Below are 19,271 nucleotides of genomic sequence, written 5' to 3'. Positions count from 1 at the left end.
CATGACGCCCTGGCCTGTGGTCTCCACTGGCCAGGTTCTTACCCTAGCTAAGATTTCTTACCCTAGCTAAGATTCGAGGATTTCGCCGGTGGTCATGTTGACCGCTGGAACGACATTGTCGGCTTCGCCGCTGGATCCAAGGTGCTCGAGGACTGCAGCGGCCAAGGTAGGCCCGATGCCTTTCGCGGAGGTGAGCTCGGCAACGGACGCTGCTTTGATCTTTTTGAGGGACCCAAATTGGGCAATCAACGCCTTGCGTTTCGCTTCGCCGAGCCCCGGCACACCGTCCAAAGCCGACACCGTCATGGCCTTGCCACGCTTTTGCCGGTGGAACGTGATGGCGAAGCGGTGGGCCTCATCCCGGATGCGCTGGAGTAAATACAGTCCCTGGGACGTCCGCGGCAAAATGACGGGGAAATCGCTGTTGGGCAGCCAGACCTCTTCGAGCCGTTTGGCGAGGCCCACCAGGTACACGTCGTCGATCCCCAGCTCGGCAAGGGCACGGGCTGCGGCGTTTACCTGGGGTTGGCCACCGTCCACCACCACGAGGTTGGGCGGATAGGCAAACTTGGCCTTCGGCGCGGGCATGGAGGGGTCCGACGTCGAAACTTCCGTAGCGCTCTTGGCGCCTGCCCGCGTGGGATTCACGATCTCGCCGGACACGACCGGAACTTGTGCGGCCTTGTCAGTCAAGTAGTGCCTGAACCGACGCGTCAGTACGTCGTGCATTGCCGCGGTGTCATCTGAAGCCGCCGGCCCTGTGATGGAGAACTTTCGGTAATCCGACTTTTTGGGCAGCCCGTCCTCCACCACCACCATGGACGCCACCACATTGGTTCCTTGGACGTGCGAGATGTCGTAGCACTCGATCCTCAACAACGGAACAGGCAGCTCCAGAGCTTCCTGCAGTTCCTGCAGAGCCACCGAACGCACGGTGATGTCACCGGCGCGGCGCGTCTTGTGCAATTTCAATGCCTGCTCGGCGTTGTCTCTCACGGTTGACATCAAAGCGGCCTTATCCCCGCGTTGGGGTACCCGAATGTCCACTTTGGCACCCCGCAACCCGCCAAGCCACTCCATCAATTCCTCATGGTTGCTCGGGTTTTCAGGCACCAGGACTTCCCGGGGGAGACGGCCTTGGACTTCGCTGTCTTCCCCATATACCTGCTGCAGCAAGTGCTCGATGAGTTCCGGCGTCGTGACATCCTCTACCTTCTCCACCACCCAGCCCCGTTGGCCACGGACCCGTCCACCTCGGACATGGAAAACTTGGACAGAGGCTTCAAGTTCGTCTTCATGCAAAGCGAAGATGTCGGCGTCCGTATCCTCGGCAAGAACCACGGCGTTCCGTTCGAAGACCTTTCGCAGGGCGATGATGTCATCCCGGAGGCCGGCAGCGCGTTCGTAGTCGAGCTCCGCGACCGCTGCGGCCATGTCCTTCTCCAGCCGGCTGATGAAGCGCTTGGCCTCACCGCCCATGAAGGAGCAAAAGTCCTCCGCAAGGTCGCGGTGCTCTTCGGGAGTTACCCGGCCAACGCAAGGAGCAGAGCATTTGTCGATATACCCCAGCAAGCACGGGCGTCCACTGGCGTTCGCCCGCTTGAAAACCCCTGCGCTGCAGCTGCGGACGGGGAAGACCCGCAGCAGCGTGTCCATGGTTTCGCGGATGGCTCCGGCGGTATAGGGACCGAAATACTTGGTGCCCTTCTTCCGCTCACCGCGCATGACCTGTACCCGAGGGAACTTCTCCCCCATGGTGACGGCGAGGTACGGATACGTCTTGTCATCCCGGAAAACCACGTTGAAGCGGGGCTTGAACTCTTTGATCCAGGTGTATTCCAGCTGGAGTGATTCGAGCTCACTGCCTACCACCGTCCACTCAACACTGCTGGCAGCGTGGACCATGGCGTGGGTCTTAGGCAGAAGACCGGCGGGGTTGGCGAAGTATGAGTTCAGCCGTGACCGAAGGTTCTTGGCCTTTCCCACATAGATGACCCGACCGTGGGGATCGCGGAACCTGTAGACGCCTGGAGTGGTGGGAATTTCCCCCGTTTGGGGTCGGTAACTTGCTGGATCTGCCACGGTTCCAGTCTAGTAGTCCCCGGCGAGGGGCATTAGTCGACCGTTTTGCTCTGGTTGTAGCTCGTGGACCTATCCTGTCCGCTGAGCGAGGCGATGGCGTCCATGATCTTGTCCGTCACTTCGCGCCTGGCCGGCAACGAGTGGTCCGGACCGGTCTTCTCGAAGTACAGCGGTTCGCCAACTTTCATGGTGAAGTGCTGCGGGCGGACGGCGTTCTTCCCCGCAGGCTGGAGCTTCTCGGTGCCGATAAGGCCTACCGGAATGACGGGCGCTCCCGTGGTCAGGGCGAGCCAACCGACGCCGGTGCGCCCGCGGTAAAGGATTCCGTCGCGAGACCGGGTGCCCTCGGGGTAGATACCGATCCCTTTCCCGGACTCCAGAATATCCAGGAGCGTCTTCAACGCCTGCACGCTCGCGGCCTGCTCACCACGTTCAACGGGAATGGACCCGACCGCCTCGAAGAAGGACTTCATGACGGCGCCCTTAATGCCCTTGGTGGTGAAGTACTCGGCCTTGGCAAAGAAGGCAACAGGGCGCGGCATGAGAGCCTGCACGATCACACTGTCCAAAAACGACAGGTGGTTGGGTGCGACGATGAACGGACCTTCTTGGGGGACGTTCTCCAGTCCGATGACAGTGGGGCGGCAGGTGGAGGAGACCAATCCGCGGGTGGTCCACCGAATCGCATCAAAGACTGCCATCGTTGTGCACCTCGCTCAAGGCCGCCACTCGGACAGCGTCCAATTCTTCGATGGCTCGCCGCAGTTCCAGCGCCGTGTCGACGACGGCGACCGCTCCGGCTTCCACAAGTTCACCATCGGGGGCGAACCCCCAGCTCACACCGATGCAATCCAAGCCGTTCGCCATCGCTCCTGCGACGTCCTGGTGCCGGTCCCCCACCATCACAGCTGTTTGGGGGTTGAGGCCCGCCAATGCTGCGGCAACTATCTCGACCTTGCCTGGCGCCGAATTGGCGGCCACGGACTCGTCATCCGCGGCGCCTTGGATTGTCACGAAGAAGCGGGCAATTCCGTGGTGCTCCAGGACGAGCCGGGCCAGTGCTTGTGGCTTTTGGGTGGCTACGGCCACCGGACGTCCAGCGCGTGCAAAGGACGCAAGGAGGTCGTATACCCCGGGGTACAGCGTGCTCTGGGGTATTCCGTACTGCCTGTAGTGGACCCGATAGCGCGCGATGATCTCATCCACTAATTCGACGGGCACATTGGCCAGATGGAGCAAGGAATCGCTCAGTTTCGGTCCCACCATGGAATTCAAAACGGATTGCTGCGGAACCGGTAGGCCCAGCTCTTCGAGGGCCGCCGCTATTCCTCCCGTAATACCGCCGGCTGGATCGACGAGGGTGCCGTCCAGATCGAATATTACGGGCACCATTGTTTGAGTCACCGGCTTAGTTTCTCACGAGTAGCGGCATGCTTGAAACTCGCATGCCGCTACCGGAATACTTCGGTCTCCGCAGATATTCCTTTGGCGAAAAACAGGGGCAGCGTTTTGTTCTTATCCCAGAATTTCGGCCAAGAACGCAGCCGTGTGGCTATCTGCTGACTTTGCTACTTGTTCCGGGGTGCCGGTTGCGACAATTTTGCCACCGCCCGAACCGCCGTTAGGTCCCAGATCCACGATCCAGTCGGCGGACTTGATCACGTCCAGGTTGTGTTCAATGGTGATGACCGTGTTGCCCTTGTCCACCAAGCCTTGGAGAACCATCAGCAACTTCCGGATGTCCTCAAAGTGCAGGCCGGTTGTGGGCTCATCCAAAACGTAGATGCTGCGACCATTGGAGCGCTTCTGAAGTTCCGCAGCGAGCTTGACGCGCTGCGCCTCGCCGCCGGAGAGGGTGGTAGCGGGCTGCCCAAGCCGGACGTAACCCAGGCCCACGTCCACCAACGTCTTCAAGTGCCGGGCAATCGGAGTGAACGCTGCAAAGAACTCAGCGCCTTCTTCGATGGGCATGTTGAGGACGTCCGCAATGGTCTTCCCCTTGTAATGAACCTCAAGGGTCTCCCGGTTGTACCGGGCCCCGTGGCACACTTCACAGGGGACGTAGACATCGGGGAGGAAGTTCATCTCGATCTTCAGCGTGCCGTCGCCCGAACAGGCCTCACAGCGTCCGCCCTTGACGTTGAAGGAGAAGCGACCGGGCAAGTATCCCCGGACCTTCGCCTCTGTGGTCTCAGCAAACAGTTTGCGGATGTTGTCAAAGACTCCCGTGTACGTGGCCGGGTTGGACCGTGGGGTACGTCCAATGGGGCTTTGGTCGACGTGCACTACTTTGTCCAGGTGTTCGAGGCCGGCAACGCTCCGGTGGCGGCCCGCTACCTGCTTGGCACCGTTGAGCTTATTGGCGAGAACCTTGTACAGGATTTCATTGACCAACGTGGACTTACCGGAGCCACTGACTCCTGTCACGGCGGTGAAGAGCCCCAGCGGGAACGTGGCATCAACGTTGTCGAGGTTGTTCTCCTTGGCCCCGATCACCTTCAACTCACGCTTTTTGTCGTATTTGCGACGCTTGGCGGGAATCTCGATTCGACGCCGGCCGGACAGGTAGTCACCCGTCAAGGACTCTGTGTTGGCCAGGAGGTCCTTGTAGGTGCCTGAGTGCACTACTTGACCGCCGTGCTCACCGGCGCCGGGGCCAATGTCAACGATCCAGTCTGCCTCGTGGATGGTGTCTTCATCGTGCTCGACAACAATCAGCGTATTGCCGAGGTCCCGGAGCCTGGTCAAGGTTTCGATCAGCCGACGGTTGTCGCGCTGGTGTAGCCCGATGGACGGTTCGTCCAGGACGTAGAGGACACCCACAAGCCCAGACCCGATCTGGGTAGCCAGGCGGATGCGCTGTGCCTCACCGCCGGACAAGGTTCCCGAGGCCCGTTCAAGGTTCAGGTACTCCAATCCGACGTCGAGAAGAAACGTAAGCCGCGCTTGAATTTCCTTCAGGACTTGGTTGGCAATCTGGGCCTCCCTGTCCGTAAGTGTCAAGCCGCCCAGGAAAGCCGCGCAATCCCGCATAGGCAATGCAGCGACCTCAGCGATGGACTTGCCGTTGATGAGCACTGACAACGACGCCGGGTTGAGGCGCGCGCCGTTGCATGCGGGGCACGGTACCTGCCGCATGTATTCTTCGTAGCGGTCCCGGGCCCAGTCCGAATCGGTTTCGCCGTGCTTCCTGTGCACGTACTGGATGGCGCCTTCGAATCCGGTGCTGTATTTACGTTCGCGGCCAAAACGGTTCTTGTACTGGACAACAACCTTGTGGTCCTTGCCGTGAAGAACCGTGTTCCGCACATCCTTGGAGAGCTTCTCCCACGGGGTCTTCATGGAAAAGCCGAGCTCGTGGGACAGCCCTTCCAGGAGCCTGGTCCAGTATTCGGTGGTGGCTGTTCCGAGCGCCCATGGCGCAATGGCGCCCTCCCCGAGTGAAAGCTCAGGGTTGGGGATAATCAGTTCCTCGTCCACTTCCAGCTTGGTCCCGATGCCACTGCACGCCGAACAAGCGCCGAAGGGATTGTTGAATGAGAAGGAGCGGGGCTCGATTTCGTCAATGGCCAAAGGGTGTTCGTTAGGGCACGCCAGGTTTTCCGAGAAGGCCCTGATACGGGCGGGGTCATCGGCGTCGACATCAACGAATTCAACCAGGACGCGGCCTTCTGCCAGGCCCAGTGCTGTTTCCACGGAATCCGTGAGCCGCTGGCTGATTCCCTCCTTGACCACCAAGCGGTCCACCACAACCTCGATGGTGTGCTTGAACTGCTTTCCGAGCTTGGGAGCATCATTGAGTTGGATAAGCTCCCCATCCACGCGGGCGCGGGAGTACCCCTTGGCCGTTAGCTCCTTGAAGAGCTCAACGAATTCGCCCTTGCGCCCACGAACTACGGGCGCCAGCACCTGGAAACGCGTGCCCGTCTCCAGTTCCAGAAGTTGATCGACGATCTGCTGCGGAGTTTGCTTGCTGATGGGCTCGCCACACACGGGGCAGTGCGGGCGGCCGACGCGGGCCCAGAGCAACCGCATGTAGTCGTAGATCTCCGTGATGGTTCCCACCGTGGAGCGGGGGTTCTTGCTCGTTGACTTCTGGTCGATCGACACAGCGGGCGACAGGCCTTCGATGAAATCGACGTCCGGTTTGTCTACCTGGCCCAGGAACTGGCGCGCGTAGGCGGACAGGGACTCGACGTACCGGCGCTGCCCTTCAGCAAAGATCGTGTCGAACGCCAAGGAAGATTTACCTGAACCGGAGAGGCCCGTAAACACGATCATGGCGTCCCGGGGCAGATCCAGATCCACATTGCGCAGGTTGTGTTCCCGAGCACCCTTGACCACCAGGCGGGACAGGTCCGGCCGGGAGGGCTTGGTTTCGGCAACAACGGAAACGCTGGTGAGGGATTCGAGGGCTGTATCGTCAGCTAAGGCTTTGGGCACCTACCAATGCTAATCGAAAACTTCTTCGAATTTCCATGTCGTTCCTCACACGCTACTGGCGGGTACGGGTCCGCATCGGCCGGGATCAGTCCGCATCGTAGGCCGCAGCCAGGAGTTGGACCGCTTCGGCAAAGGAGGCACCTTGGGCTTTGGACGCCGCAGCGTATTCAGCGGCAACACTTGCCAGCGCACCCCAACGGTCATCCCTCGGGCACACGATGGTTCCATTGCGGCCCCGGGTAGCGACGACGCCGGCAGCCTCCAATTCCTTGTAGGCGCGGGCAACCGTATGCGGCGCCACGTCCAACGCGCCGGCGAGGTTCCGCACCGGAGGCAGTTTGGCGCCGACGGCAAGCACCCCGGAGTCAACCAGCTCGATAATGCGAAGCCTCAGTTGGTCAAAGAGGGCGACTGCACTGCTGGAGTTTGGCCGCCACGTACCCGGGAAATCGTCCGCCGGGCTCATCGCGGGACCCGGGCAAGCCTTGACGCGGACCCGCCCTGCGGCGGCACGAAACTACCTTCATCCATGCCAAGAATTAGACCAGCGACGGCGGCCCGGGACAAGACGGCGGTCTGGAACAAGGGTCTACCACCCGACATGCTCATGAGCCCTTACGGGCCACTGCGAAGATGCGCCGGAACGGGAACACCGTTCCGTGCGCTGTGGCCGGGTACGCATCCCGGAGCAGCTCTGAGTATTCCTGTTCGAACTCTGCGGCTTCCTCCCCCGTCAAGGCAGCGAGGACAGGCCGCAGCCCAGTCCCCCGCACCCATTCAAGGACGGGGTTCTCCCCGGGCAACAGTTGCTGGTAGGTGGTTTCCCAAGCGTCAGCCTCGCATCCGGCGTCGAGCATGATGCCAAGGTAATCGGACGGGGCGGCAACAGCGCCATCGTGCCTCAGCACCCCACCCAAGCGTGTTCGCCATCGGGCGGACTCGGCGAGCCGCCGCATCAAGACATGCGATGGGGAGGTGAAATTGCCCGGCACCTGAAGGGCGAACCAAGCGCCTGGCTTCAGCGCCTGCAACCAGTCCGCCAGCATCTTTTCGTGTCCCGGCACCCACTGGAGCGCGGCGTTGGTCACCACCACGTCGGTCTCGGCATCGGGCTCCCACTCCGAGATATCACCCAGGTGAAACTCCATGTAGCGGGTCACGGCCGCATCGGCCCGGGCCTTGGTAAGCATCTCCTCCGAGGAATCCACCCCTACAATCCGGGCGTCCGGCCAGCGAGCAGCCAAAATGGCAGTCAGGTGGCCGGTACCGCATCCGAGGTCCACCACCGTGTGCGGCCGGTCCGCCCCTACCCGGGCAAGGAGGTCATGGAACGGCCGGTCCCGATGATCGCCGAACTGCCTGTAAACGGCCGGATCCCATTTCACGAAAAGCCCCTCGCTCACCCATCACTCTTGGGCTGAGCCTAAACCGTGCGGGCACTAAGCTGGAAACCAATGAAACTTCTTGAGCAGCTTCCCGGTTCCGCCGATGCCGATTCCCTTGGGCCCGACGAGATATACACGCGTTTTGTGGAATGGACCGAAAGCCGGGGGCTGCAGCTTTACCCTGCCCAGGACGAGGCCATCATGGAGCTTGCCTCAGGTGCCAACGTCATCCTCGCCACCCCCACCGGCTCGGGTAAATCCCTGGTAGCTATCGCCGCCCACTTCGAAGCAATGTCCCGCGGCCGTCGCAGCTACTACACCGCACCGATCAAGGCATTGGTGTCGGAAAAGTTCTTTGCCCTGTGTGAGATTTTTGGGGCGGAAAACGTTGGCATGATTACGGGAGACTCAGGGGTTAACCAAGACGCGCCCATCATCTGTTGCACGGCCGAGATCCTGGCCAATATTGCCTTGCGCGAGGGCGCTGCAGCGGAACTGGGCGCTGTGATCATGGATGAATTCCATTTCTACTCTGATCCGCAGCGCGGCTGGGCGTGGCAAGTACCGCTGCTGGAACTGCCGCAGGCCCAATTCCTGTTAATGTCCGCCACCCTCGGGGACGTATCCCGGTTCGAAGCAGGACTGTCCGAGCTCACGGGGCGCGCAACAACTACTGTCAGCTCAGCTGAACGACCCATTCCGCTCCATTACTACTACCACCTGACCCCGGTCCACGAGACGTTGGAAGAACTTCTCGCCACCAAGCAGGTGCCGGTCTATGTGGTGCATTTCAGTCAGGCCGAAGCGATCGAGCGCGCCCAGAACCTGATGAGCATCAATATGTGCAGCCGGGACGAAAAGGACCGGATCGCCGAGCTCATCGCGGGTTTCCGCTTCGCCGCCGGGTTCGGCAAGACCCTCAACAGGCTGGTCCGGCACGGCATAGGCGTGCATCACGCCGGCATGCTGCCGAAGTACCGGCGCTTGGTGGAACAGCTTGCACAGGCCGGCCTCCTGAAAGTGATTTGCGGTACCGACACTTTGGGTGTGGGCATCAACGTCCCCATCCGAACCGTGCTGCTCACGGCATTGAGCAAGTACGACGGCGTACGCACCCGGGTGCTCAACTCCCGTGAGTTCCACCAAATTGCCGGCCGTGCCGGCAGGGCGGGTTACGACACCGCGGGCACGGTGGTGGTGCAGGCGCCGGAGCACGTGGTGGAAAACACCAAAGCCATGGCCAAGGCCACTGCCAAGTTCGGCGATGACCAGAAGAAGCTCCGGCAAGTGGTCAAGAAGAAGCCGCCAGAGGGCTTTGTGTCCTGGGGCGAACCTACGTTTAAGAGACTGGTGGAGTCCGTCCCGGATCCCCTCACCTCCAGCTTCTCCGTTTCCCACGCCATGCTGCTGAACGTCATGGAACGGCCCGGAGACCCCTTCCACGCAGCGCGCCGCTTGCTCACTGAAAACCATGAAAGCCGTCCGGCCCAGTTGAAGCTGATGAAGAAGGCACTCGGAATCTACCGGGAACTCCTGGCCGCGGGGGTAGTGGAACGCATCCCGGACGATGAGCGCGACGCCGAGGGCCGGTCTGTGCGGCTGACAGTGCACCTGCAAGCAAACTTCGCCCTCAACCAGCCCCTTTCGCCTTTCGCTTTGGCCGCGCTCGAGCTCTTGGACCCGGAGTCGCCGTCGTATGCCCTTGACGTTGTTTCGGTCATCGAATCCACACTGGAAAAGCCACGTCAGATACTCTCGGCCCAGCAGAAGAAAGCACGCGGCGAGGCCGTGGCGGCAATGAAGGCCGAGGGTATGGAGTACGACCAACGCATGGCCCTGCTGGACGAGGTCACCTACCCGATGCCCTTGGCGGAGATACTCGGCGAGGCGTTCGAGGTCTACCGGAAAGCCGCGCCTTGGGTGGGAGACTTCGAGCTGGCACCGAAATCGATCATCCGGGATATGTACGAGCGCGCCATGAACTTCGGCGAGTTTGTCCAGTTTTACGGTCTGGCCCGCTCCGAGGGCATCGTGTTGCGATACCTCGCTGACGGCTACCGCGCCCTCAGGCAGACCGTCCCCCAAGACTTGCTCCGCGAGGACCTTGAGGACCTTATTGCATGGCTGGGTGAACTGGTGCGCCAAGTGGACTCCAGCCTGTTGGACGAATGGGAAGAGCTCACTTCCGGCCTCACCCCTACTCCGCACGATGCTCCGCCGCCGCTGCCGCCGTCCCTGACGTCCAATGCCCGGGCATTCCGGGTGATGGTCAGGAACGAAATGTTCCGCAGGGTGGAGCTCTTCGCGGACGAGGATTCGGTCGCCTTGGGTGAACTGGATGCCGAGGCCGGCTGGGACGCCGAGCGTTGGGAAGAAGTCCTGGACGACTATTTCGACGAACACGACGACATTGGCACCGGTCCCGATGCCCGGGGGCCCGGGCTCCTGATCATCACCGAAGAACCCGGCATCTGGAAGGTCCGCCAAATCTTCGACGACCCAGCCCACAACCATGACTGGGGAATCTCCGCGGAAATCGACCTGGCTGCCTCCGATGAAACCGGAACGGCAGCAGTCCGCGTCACGGACGTGAACAGGCTCTAGGACCAGAGCTGTGGCTTCAGTTCCGGACCTCACCGCCAGTCTCCGCCAGTTGGCTGCCCTTGATGGGCAGCCACCGGCGCCGGTTGCAGGTCCGCGACGCTGGTGGGATGGACCGCTCGACGTCGAAGGTCTTGCCTTGGGTGCCGTGCAGGCCACCGCAACCGCACTGGACGCCCTGACCGGCGCGGCGGAAAGGTACACGGTCTCGTCCTCTGCGGCCTCGGCTGCCTTCAATTCGCTGGCACACCTGCGAGTTGACGGGCGAGAGCCACAGAGCTTTGGACCCATGTCAGGATTCCGGCAAACCTTAGACGGCTGGATCCGGCTCCATGCCAATTACCCGCACCACGCCGCCGCCTTGATGGCCGCAGTTGGTGCCTCGGACCCTGAAGGTGTGGTGCGCGCCCTGCTGTCCCAGGCAGCGGTGGATGCAGAGCACGCCATTGTGGCGGCCGGTGGTGTAGCCGCTGCTGTACGGACACGCAGGGAATGGCTCATGAGCCCGATGTACCAAGCGGCACGCTCCGGGCCCTGGATCAGTTTCATCCCTCCACCGAAATCCGGGGAGCATCGCCCGTCGTCGTGGCTTCCGTCAACAGACCCCATGACACCGCTGGCGCACCTCAAAGTCTTGGACTTGACCCGGGTCATCGCCGGCCCCACGGCTACCCGCGTCCTTGCTGCATTGGGCGCAGACGTCCTCCGCATCGATCCCCCCTCCATCCCTGAACTGCCTGATGCGTTCATTGATTCAGGATTCAACAAGCGCAGCACGGTGGCTGACTTCCGCGACGATCGCGTTGTGGAACGGGTGCAGGCACTTGCGGCCTCTGCCGACGTCGTGGTGAGCGGATATCGCGATGGCGCATTGCAGCGTTTCGGATTGGACCCGGACTCCCTGATGTCCCGGAACCACGGAACCGTGGTTGCGACATTGAGCGCCTGGGGCCGTGGTGGCCCATGGGACGGACGCCGTGGTTTTGACAGCCTGGTGCAGGCGGCCTGCGGAATCGCGGCCCAGTACGGAACGGAAGCTAAAAACGGCTGGAGGCCCGGAGCGCTGCCCGTCCAAGCCCTTGACCACGCCACGGGCTACGGCTTGGCCGCTGCGGTGCTGGCTCTGTTGGCGGAAAGGCTCGTCACTGGGGTGGGGGGCGCTGCTCGACTGTCGTTGGCGCGCACAGCCGAGGAACTCTATCGCCTGACACCGGCCAATTGTTCCGTCCCGGCTGAAAGTATGCCGGAGCCGGAGTACCACTTCCTGGATAGCCACTACGGCCGTCTACGCTTCGTCGGGCCTCCCCTTCTTGTCGACGGCGTCCAGCTCGCCTTCACTAAACCGCCGGTCAGCTACGGTTCGTCCGCGCTTGCTTGGTGGTGAGTTGCGCCGGCTTGCCCTTCGGCTTGCCCTAGTAAGCTCGGTGCATGAGTGTAATCCGTCCTGCAACCGTTGAAGACATCCCCGCGATCCTGCGCATGATCCATGATCTGGCGATCTATGAAAAGGAACCGGACGCGGTAAAAAACACCCCTGCCATGCTCACGGATGCACTTTTCGGTGAGAACCCCCGGGTGTATGCCACCATGGCCGAGAACTCGGCCGGGACCGTTCAGGGCTTCGCCCTGTGGTTCCTGAATTACTCCACCTGGGAGGGAGTTCACGGCATCTACCTCGAGGACCTCTATGTGGAGCCGGATGCGCGAGGGGAAGGACACGGCAAGGCCCTGCTCCAGCACTTGGCCGCCACCGCCGTCGAACGCGGTTATGCACGCGTCGAGTGGAGCGTACTTAAGTGGAACGAGCCTTCCATCAACTTCTACAAGAACCTCGGCGCGTACTCCATGGATGAGTGGTCCACTTTCCGGCTGACCGGTGAAGCGCTGGCATCCTACGGCGCGTCCGCGGCCCAGACCTCCGCGGCCCTCGCTCGTGGCTGAAGGCCAACTGACCGAAGAGCAGGTGGTTGAAGGTCACCTGATCCGGGGCCGCCACGAATTCCGTGGTCTCCGCACGGTCGAGCACTACTTCACGGTGCCGTTGGTACACGCACCTGCCAGCAATGGCCGGCCGGACAACGACGGCGAGACCATCACCGTGTTCGCGCGCGAATATTCATCCACGCAGCACACTCCGGAAGAGGCCGAAAACCTGCCGTGGTTGTTGTTTCTCCAAGGAGGCCCGGGCGGACGCGGGAACAGGGTTACGTCCCTGTCCGGCTGGATGAAAGCGGCGGCCAAAGAGTTCCGTATCCTGATGCTGGACCAGCGTGGAACTGGCCTGTCCACTCCGGTGGAGTACCAGTCGCTAAGACTGCGCGGGAACGCCGCGGCGCAAGCGGAATACCTGACGCATTTTCGTGCTGACTCGATCGTGGCGGACGCCGAGCACATAAGGCGCACGCTGGGCTCGGCGCCTTGGTCGGTGTTGGGGCAGAGCTTCGGCGGATTTTGCGCCCTAACGTATCTGTCTTTCGCACCCGGTGGTTTACGGGAAGTTCTCATCACCGGCGGCCTTGCTCCCCTGCACGGCGCTGCTGATCGTGTGTACCAAGCAACCTTTCGCAGGGTAGCGGCCAGGAATTCCGAGTACTTTTCCTGGTACCCCGAGGACCGTGACGAGGTCAACCGCACCATGTGCCATCTTCGGGACGTCCCGGAATACCTGGCCAGCGGCGAGCGGTTGACCCCCGAGCGATTCCAAATGGTGGGCTCATTCCTGGGCGGCAACGCCCGGGTTGATGCATTGCATTACCTGCTGGAAGACGCTTTCATCACCACACCGGAAGGGCCTCGGCTGTCCGAGGCATTTCTGGAACAAGTCCGGGGGCTGGTCAGCCGAGCGGCAAATCCGCTCTACGCCGTTATGCACGAGTCTATTTATGGGCAAGGCCAGGCCACTAGCTGGGCGGCCTGGCGGGTGCTGGAGGAGTTCGGGGAATTCCAGCCCGATGCGGAGTCACCACTACTAACCGGCGAGATGGTGTATCCGTGGTACTTCGAGCAGGATCCGGCCTTGGTTCCCTTCCGCGAGGTTGCTGCATTGCTGGCCGAAAAGGACGACTGGGGCCCGCTGTACGACCGTCGTCAACTGGCCGCGAACACCGTCCCGGTTGCGGCGGCAGTCTATAAAGACGACATCTATGTGGATCATGCGCTTTCAATGGAAACAGCAGCGGCCGTCCATGGACTGGAACGCTGGGTGACCGGCGACTTCCACCACGACGGCATCGGCGAAGACGGTGAAGGTATTTTCGGGCGTCTCTTGGCTCTGGTCCGGTCAGCCTCCTAAGCCAGGACCGACCAGCAGCGGCCGTGCACACATTGGTGCGCGGCCGCTGCTGCGTACCGGCTGATGCGGGCTAATCCGCTTGGCTGTGACTCTTCTTCGCGTCCTCCTCCAGGCGCGCGTCCAGCTTCGCCTGGCGGGCTGCTGGACTCATCAAACTGGCGATGACGGCCACGACGATGGTGCCCATGATGACCGCCAAGGAGACATACGTCGGAATCTCAGGTGCCCACGCGATGTGATGGCCTCCGTTGATGAACGGAAGCTCGTTGACGTGCATCGCGTGGAGGACCAGCTTGACGCCGATGAAGGCCAAGATCATTGACAAGGCGTGCTTGAGGTAAACCAGACGCGTCATCAGCCCACCGAGTAGGAAATACAGCTGACGTAGGCCCATCAGGGCGAAAATGTTGGCCGTAAACACGATGAAAGCGCTTTGAGTGAGGCCAAAGATCGCCGGGATGGAGTCGACGGCGAACAGTAGGTCAGTGAGGCCGATGGTCACAAAAACGATCAGCATGGGCGTGAAAACCTTCTTGCCCCCAACCACGGTCCGGAGCTTGCCGCCGTCGAACTTTTCGGACATCGGCAACACGCGGCGTAGACGGGCAATCAGCGGGTTTTCGGCGCCCTCCTCCTCGTCTTCACCAGTGTCGCGCGCCTGCTTCCAGGCCGTCCACAAAAGGAAGGCTCCGAAGATGTAGAAGATCCAGCTGAACTGCTCAATGACCACAGCGCCCAAGGCTATGAAGATTCCGCGAAGTACCAGCGCGATGATGATGCCCACCATCAACACTTCCTGCTGATACTTCCGGGGCACCGAGAAGCGCGCCATGATAATGATGAAGACGAACAGGTTATCGATACTCAGGCTGTACTCAGTGACCCAGCCGGCGATGAACTGGCCGCCGTATTCCGGGCCGGTGAAGTAGAACATTGCAGCGGCGAAGATCATCGCCAAGGCAACGTAGAATCCGACCCACAGTCCGGCTTCCTTCATTGAAGGTGCGTGGGGGCGCTTGAGCACCAGGAGAAGGTCAATCAGCAAAATGATTCCGAGGACGACGAATGAGCCGATCTCGAACCAGACGGGGAGCTCCATTACAGGGCCTTTCGCAGGGTACGGGAAAGCGGTGTAAGTCTCTCCGGCCTGCTGGATGCATTGACTGCACCGCTGGCGACCCACTAAGTCCGGCGAGGCATCCATGCCTTGCGTGCTGACGGACGTAGCGCTTGGGATACTCCCCTACGTAGGCTCCAGCTTACCTTAGGCGTGACCGGCGGCCTGCATTTGCCGTAGCTCTCGCTTGAGGTCTCCGACCTCGTCCCGGATCCTCGCGGCAACCTCGAATTGCAGTTCCGCTGCTGCGCCGTGCATTTGCTCGGTCAGCTGTTCGATCAGTCCCACCAGGTCTTCGGCAGGCGCAGCGGAAAGCCCGTCCTTGCGAACAGTGGCTGCACCCTTGGCTGCTGACTTGCCGCGCTTCGCACCCTTGGCGAGACGGTTGTTGTTCAACAATTCCTGGGTGTCCGCGTCTTCCTTGGCCAGCTGATCCGTGATGTCGGCAATCTTCTTCCGCAACGGCTGCGGGTCGATACCGTGGTCTGCGTTGTATTTGACCTGGATGGCACGACGACGGTTGGTCTCCTCGATGGCGTGGGCCATCGAGTCGGTAATCCGGTCGGCATACATATGGACCTGGCCGGACACGTTGCGGGCCGCGCGGCCGATGGTCTGGATCAAGGACGTGGACGATCGAAGGAAGCCCTCCTTGTCAGCGTCGAGGATGCTCACCAAGGAAACCTCGGGCAAGTCCAAGCCTTCCCGGAGCAGGTTGATGCCAACCAACACGTCGAAGACGCCCATGCGCAACTCGCGAAGCAACTCAACCCGGCGCAAGGTATCCACATCCGAGTGCAGGTACTCCACTTTCACGCCATGCCCCACCAGATAGTCGGTGAGGTCCTCGGCCATTCTCTTGGTCAACGTGGTGACCAACACCCGCTCATTCTTTTCGGTGCGGGTGCGGATCTCGCCCAGGAGGTCGTCGATTTGGCCCTTGGTGGGCTTGACCACCACCTCGGGATCAATCAAGCCCGTAGGCCGGATAATCTGCTGGACGTAGCCGTCCGCCTTTCCGAGCTCGTACTTTCCTGGAGTCGCCGAGAGGTAGACGGTCTGACCGATCCGTTCAAGGAATTCATCCCATTTCAGGGGGCGGTTATCCATGGCCGACGGGAGCCGGAAACCAAAGTCCACCAAGTTGCGCTTACGTGACATATCGCCCTCGTACATGGCCCCGATCTGCGGGATGGTCACGTGCGACTCGTCAACCACCAAGAGGAAGTCCTCAGGGAAATAATCAAGAAGGCAGTGCGGGGCGGTCCCCGGGCCACGGCCATCAATATGCGAAGAATAGTTCTCGATGCCGTTGCAGAAACCCATCTGCTGCATCATCTCGAGGTCATATGTGGTGCGCATCCGCAAGCGTTGAGCCTCCACGAGTTTGTTCTGGCTCTCGAGGACCTTCAATCGATCCGCCAGCTCGTCCTCGATCCGTTTGATGGCCCGGGCCATCCGCTCGGGGCCGGCAACATAGTGCGAGGCCGGGAAAACATACATCTCTTCCTCATCGCGGAGCACTTCGCCCGTCAAGGGATGAAGGGTTTGGATGTTCTCGATCTCGTCCCCGAAGAACTCAATGCGGATGGCAAGTTCCTCATACATGGGGATGATCTCCACGGTGTCGCCGCGGACCCGGAACGTGCCGCGGTGGAAGTCCATGTCATTGCGGGCGTACTGCATCGAGACGAACTTCCGCAGGAGCACGTCCCGGTTCATCTCCGCACCCTTGCGCAGGGTGACCATCCCGGCGATGTACTCTTCCGGTGTTCCCAAACCGTAGATGCAGGACACGGTGGCCACCACAATGACGTCGCGACGCGTCAACAGGGCATTGGTTGCGGAGTGGCGGAGGCGTTCCACTTCCTCGTTGATGGAGGAGTCCTTCTCGATGAACGTGTCCGTTTGCGCGACGTAAGCTTCGGGCTGGTAATAATCGTAGTAGGACACGAAGTACTCCACCGCGTTATTGGGCAGGAGTTCCCGGAATTCGTTGGCCAGCTGAGCCGCCAGGGTCTTGTTTTGAACCATGACCAGAGTGGGTCGCTGCACCTGTTCAATGAGCCAGGCCGTGGTGGCACTCTTACCCGTACCGGTGGCACCCAGGAGGACGACGTCCTTCTCTCCGTTGTTGATCCGCTCGGTCAGTTCGGCAATCGCGGCAGGCTGATCGCCTGCAGGCTTGTACTCACTGACAACTTCAAAGGGCGCGACAACACGGTTGATTTCCTGGGCGAGGCTCATGAATCCAATCTACTCCTGCCCACCGACAGCTATTGGCCCCGTTTGCGCTCAGCGGAAGTGGAGTACGACGGCGGTTCCCACCCCGTGCGTTCGGCCCACTCATCCATGAGCGGCGACGCCACCTCCGTAAACCACGGCTCCTTGGCATCAGCGTAAGGAACGGTAGAGGAATCGCCGGCATGCTTGTCCGCGAGGTCCCTTTTATGCGCCTCATACGCTGAGACGGCGTAGGGCTCCGCCAGCAGCCAATCGCGGAACAACAACGCGTATCGCCAACCAGGCGTCCCGGCCGCCCGAACATGCAGATTGGCGGCCCTGCCGGGGTCAGCATTGGCGTGGAAGCGCTTCTGCCACTGTTCCGGGTCCGGTGCCGAAGGCTTCGGGGTATCGCGATCCGCCGCTGGCACCCTCGGGAATCCGGCCGTCGCCAGGAGCGGAGCGATCCGATCCGCCGTCGCCATGTCTGTGACTGTTGCTTGCAGGTCGATGACGTCCTTCGCAGCTAATCCCGGGACCGCCGTCGAGCCGATGTGGTCCACGGCCAGGATGTCTCCCGGCGCAGCGGCCAATATCCGTCCTGCCAACCTTCGGGCGGCACGGGGCCAGCCCTCCTCCGATTCGACGATCACCGGGCCCTCCTGCCTGCTGGCCCTGGTGCCGCGGCTGATGTTCTCGGCAAAGGCCACGAGCCGATCCGTCCACAGCGCGTCCACCGCGGCCAGCAGATCGTTCCGGTCGCCCGCGTTGTCCAGTACGACGTCGGCAGCTTCGTTGCGCGCTTGGCGCGTAGCCTGGGCGGCAATCCGTGAATGTGCTTCTTCCGGTGTCATCCCCCTCAACTCCACCATCCGTTGAACCCGGATATCCTCAGGCGCGTCCACCACCACCACCAAGTGGAAGTTGCTGCCCTGCCCGGTTTCCACGAGCAGCGGGATGTCCTGAACCACGATGTCACTATCGGTTGCCTGTGCCATGGTTGCGGCAGCGCTCTGGCGAACGAGGGGGTGGACGATGCCGTTGAGCACCTCACGCTGTGATGGATCACGGAAGACGATGGCACCCAGTTTGGGCCTGTCGAGCTCGCCGTCCTCAGTGAGGATGCTTGGGCCGAATGCCTCCACCACACGCTCCAGCCCGGGAGTCCCGCGCTCCACCACCCGGCGGGCAATGAGGTCGGCGTCGATAAGGAGCGCGCCAAGTTCCTGCAACCTGGAAGCCACCAACGATTTTCCTGAGGCGATACCGCCCGTAAGCCCGATCTTCAGCACTCCTCAACACTAGACTGAAGCGGTGGAAAGTGAGGAGGAGAGCCGGGCAACCAGCTACACGACTCTTGCTCCCGGCGCGGATTTCCGCCACGAACTGGATATCCGTCGCTCCAGGTTCATCACTGTCCTCCGGCGCTCCCCCACTGAAGAAAGCGCCCGCTCCCTGGTGGCCGAGCTGCGCCGCGAATTCCATGACGCCCGGCATCACTGCTCGGCATTTGTCATAGGCCCTGACCGGATGATCCAACGCTCAAGCGACGACGGGGAACCCTCCGGCACGGCGGGCGTGCCCATGTTGGAGGCACTCATACGCCGTGAGACCGCCGTCCGTGGGACCCAGGAAGCCAACGACGGCGGCCACCTCAGTGACGTTGCCGCCGTCGTGGTGCGCTATTTCGGCGGCATCCTGTTGGGCGCAGGAGGCCTTGTTCGCGCGTACTCCGAGTCCGTTTCCAGCGCCTTGGATCTCGCGCCGCTGGTGAGGCGCCGCCGGTTGCGGCTCTGTGCCATGGAAGTCCGCCATTCTGATGCCGGCCGCTTGGAAAATGAACTGCGGGCCGCCGGTTTGGTGATGGCACCAACGGAGTACCTGGCCAGCCATGCGGTCCTTCGTCTGGCCCTTCCCGACGACGCCCGGGACCTTGCTGACGCACACGCCCGTGTCTCGTCCCTGACCGCTGGCACAGTCGAACTCCAGCCCGAAGGAGCGGAGTGGGTCGATGTTGACTTTGAGTGACGTGGATCGCGCGGCGCTAGTTTGCCATAGGGGACGGACGGCCTGCCTCAAAGCTGACTCGGGTTAAAGCAGAGGACCCCCGCCCGAAGGCGAGGGTCCT

Annotated in this window: 14 protein-coding genes; 5 read left to right on the top strand and 9 right to left on the bottom strand. The window is 61.6% G+C overall.

The window, feature by feature from the left end:
* Nucleotides 1-66 precede the first annotated feature (66 nt).
* The 6 genes from uvrC to SB659_RS05990 all read right to left on the bottom strand — a co-directional run bounded on the left by uvrC (nucleotide 67) and on the right by SB659_RS05990 (nucleotide 7,910).
* Nucleotides 67-2,082, bottom strand: a complete 2,016-nt coding sequence (gene uvrC, locus SB659_RS06015; protein WP_410549790.1) for an excinuclease ABC subunit UvrC — start codon at nucleotides 2,080-2,082, stop codon at nucleotides 67-69.
* A 32-nt stretch (nucleotides 2,083-2,114) separates the two neighbouring features.
* A complete protein-coding gene (locus SB659_RS06010; RefSeq protein WP_284974750.1) occupies nucleotides 2,115-2,783 on the bottom strand; it encodes a lysophospholipid acyltransferase family protein in 669 nt (222 codons plus the stop codon).
* Nucleotides 2,770-3,486, bottom strand: a complete 717-nt coding sequence (locus SB659_RS06005) for an HAD hydrolase-like protein (RefSeq protein WP_410549789.1) — start codon at nucleotides 3,484-3,486, stop codon at nucleotides 2,770-2,772. The genes SB659_RS06010 and SB659_RS06005 overlap by 14 nt, the downstream gene beginning before the upstream one ends.
* A gap of 111 nt (nucleotides 3,487-3,597) precedes the next feature.
* Complete coding sequence (gene uvrA, locus SB659_RS06000; RefSeq protein ID WP_410549788.1) at nucleotides 3,598-6,525, bottom strand: excinuclease ABC subunit UvrA; 2,928 nt, start codon at nucleotides 6,523-6,525, stop codon at nucleotides 3,598-3,600.
* Nucleotides 6,526-6,610: 85 nt separating this feature from the next.
* Nucleotides 6,611-6,991: a GntR family transcriptional regulator gene (locus tag SB659_RS05995; protein WP_284974753.1), complete on the bottom strand. Its 381-nt coding sequence runs from the start codon at nucleotides 6,989-6,991 to the stop codon at nucleotides 6,611-6,613.
* A 139-nt stretch (nucleotides 6,992-7,130) separates the two neighbouring features.
* The gene (locus tag SB659_RS05990) at nucleotides 7,131-7,910 is read right to left on the bottom strand and encodes a trans-aconitate 2-methyltransferase (protein WP_410549787.1); all 780 of its coding nucleotides are present in this window, start codon (nucleotides 7,908-7,910) and stop codon (nucleotides 7,131-7,133) included.
* A 69-nt stretch (nucleotides 7,911-7,979) separates the two neighbouring features.
* Here SB659_RS05990 and SB659_RS05985 point away from each other — a divergent pair, with 69 nt between their 5' ends.
* From SB659_RS05985 to SB659_RS05970, 4 genes are read left to right on the top strand one after another with little or no spacing between them, the layout of a single operon-like run.
* Nucleotides 7,980-10,514, top strand: coding sequence for a DEAD/DEAH box helicase (locus SB659_RS05985; RefSeq protein ID WP_410549786.1), 2,535 nt, complete (start codon nucleotides 7,980-7,982; stop codon nucleotides 10,512-10,514).
* Between the two features lie 10 nt (nucleotides 10,515-10,524).
* Nucleotides 10,525-11,895 (top strand): CoA transferase, encoded by a 1,371-nt coding sequence (locus SB659_RS05980; RefSeq protein ID WP_410549785.1) that lies wholly within the window; start codon nucleotides 10,525-10,527, stop codon nucleotides 11,893-11,895.
* A 44-nt stretch (nucleotides 11,896-11,939) separates the two neighbouring features.
* Nucleotides 11,940-12,452, top strand: coding sequence for a GNAT family N-acetyltransferase (locus SB659_RS05975; protein WP_284978397.1), 513 nt, complete (start codon nucleotides 11,940-11,942; stop codon nucleotides 12,450-12,452).
* On the top strand, nucleotides 12,445-13,803 hold the full coding sequence (locus SB659_RS05970; RefSeq protein WP_410549784.1) for an alpha/beta fold hydrolase: 1,359 nt from the start codon (nucleotides 12,445-12,447) through the stop codon (nucleotides 13,801-13,803). The genes SB659_RS05975 and SB659_RS05970 overlap by 8 nt, the downstream gene beginning before the upstream one ends.
* A 70-nt stretch (nucleotides 13,804-13,873) precedes the next feature.
* On the opposite strand, the gene SB659_RS05965 is transcribed toward SB659_RS05970, so the two are convergent.
* The 3 genes from SB659_RS05965 to coaE all read right to left on the bottom strand — a co-directional run bounded on the left by SB659_RS05965 (nucleotide 13,874) and on the right by coaE (nucleotide 18,435).
* Nucleotides 13,874-14,902 carry a TerC family protein gene (locus SB659_RS05965; RefSeq protein ID WP_410549783.1) on the bottom strand — a complete coding sequence of 343 codons (1,029 nt, stop codon included), beginning with the start codon at nucleotides 14,900-14,902 and terminating at the stop codon, nucleotides 13,874-13,876.
* Between the two features lie 165 nt (nucleotides 14,903-15,067).
* Nucleotides 15,068-17,167: an excinuclease ABC subunit UvrB gene (gene uvrB, locus SB659_RS05960; RefSeq protein WP_410549782.1), complete on the bottom strand. Its 2,100-nt coding sequence runs from the start codon at nucleotides 17,165-17,167 to the stop codon at nucleotides 15,068-15,070.
* 29 nt (nucleotides 17,168-17,196) lie between these two features.
* On the bottom strand, nucleotides 17,197-18,435 hold the full coding sequence (gene coaE, locus SB659_RS05955) for a dephospho-CoA kinase (RefSeq protein ID WP_410549781.1): 1,239 nt from the start codon (nucleotides 18,433-18,435) through the stop codon (nucleotides 17,197-17,199).
* A gap of 22 nt (nucleotides 18,436-18,457) precedes the next feature.
* Here coaE and SB659_RS05950 point away from each other — a divergent pair, with 22 nt between their 5' ends.
* A complete protein-coding gene (locus tag SB659_RS05950; RefSeq protein WP_284978402.1) occupies nucleotides 18,458-19,171 on the top strand; it encodes an IMPACT family protein in 714 nt (237 codons plus the stop codon).
* Nucleotides 19,172-19,271: the final 100 nt, after the last annotated feature.

Source organism: Arthrobacter sp. SIMBA_036, assembly GCF_046535135.1.
Lineage (GTDB): Bacteria > Actinomycetota > Actinomycetes > Actinomycetales > Micrococcaceae > Arthrobacter.
This window is presented reverse-complemented; position numbering and strand designations above follow the sequence as displayed.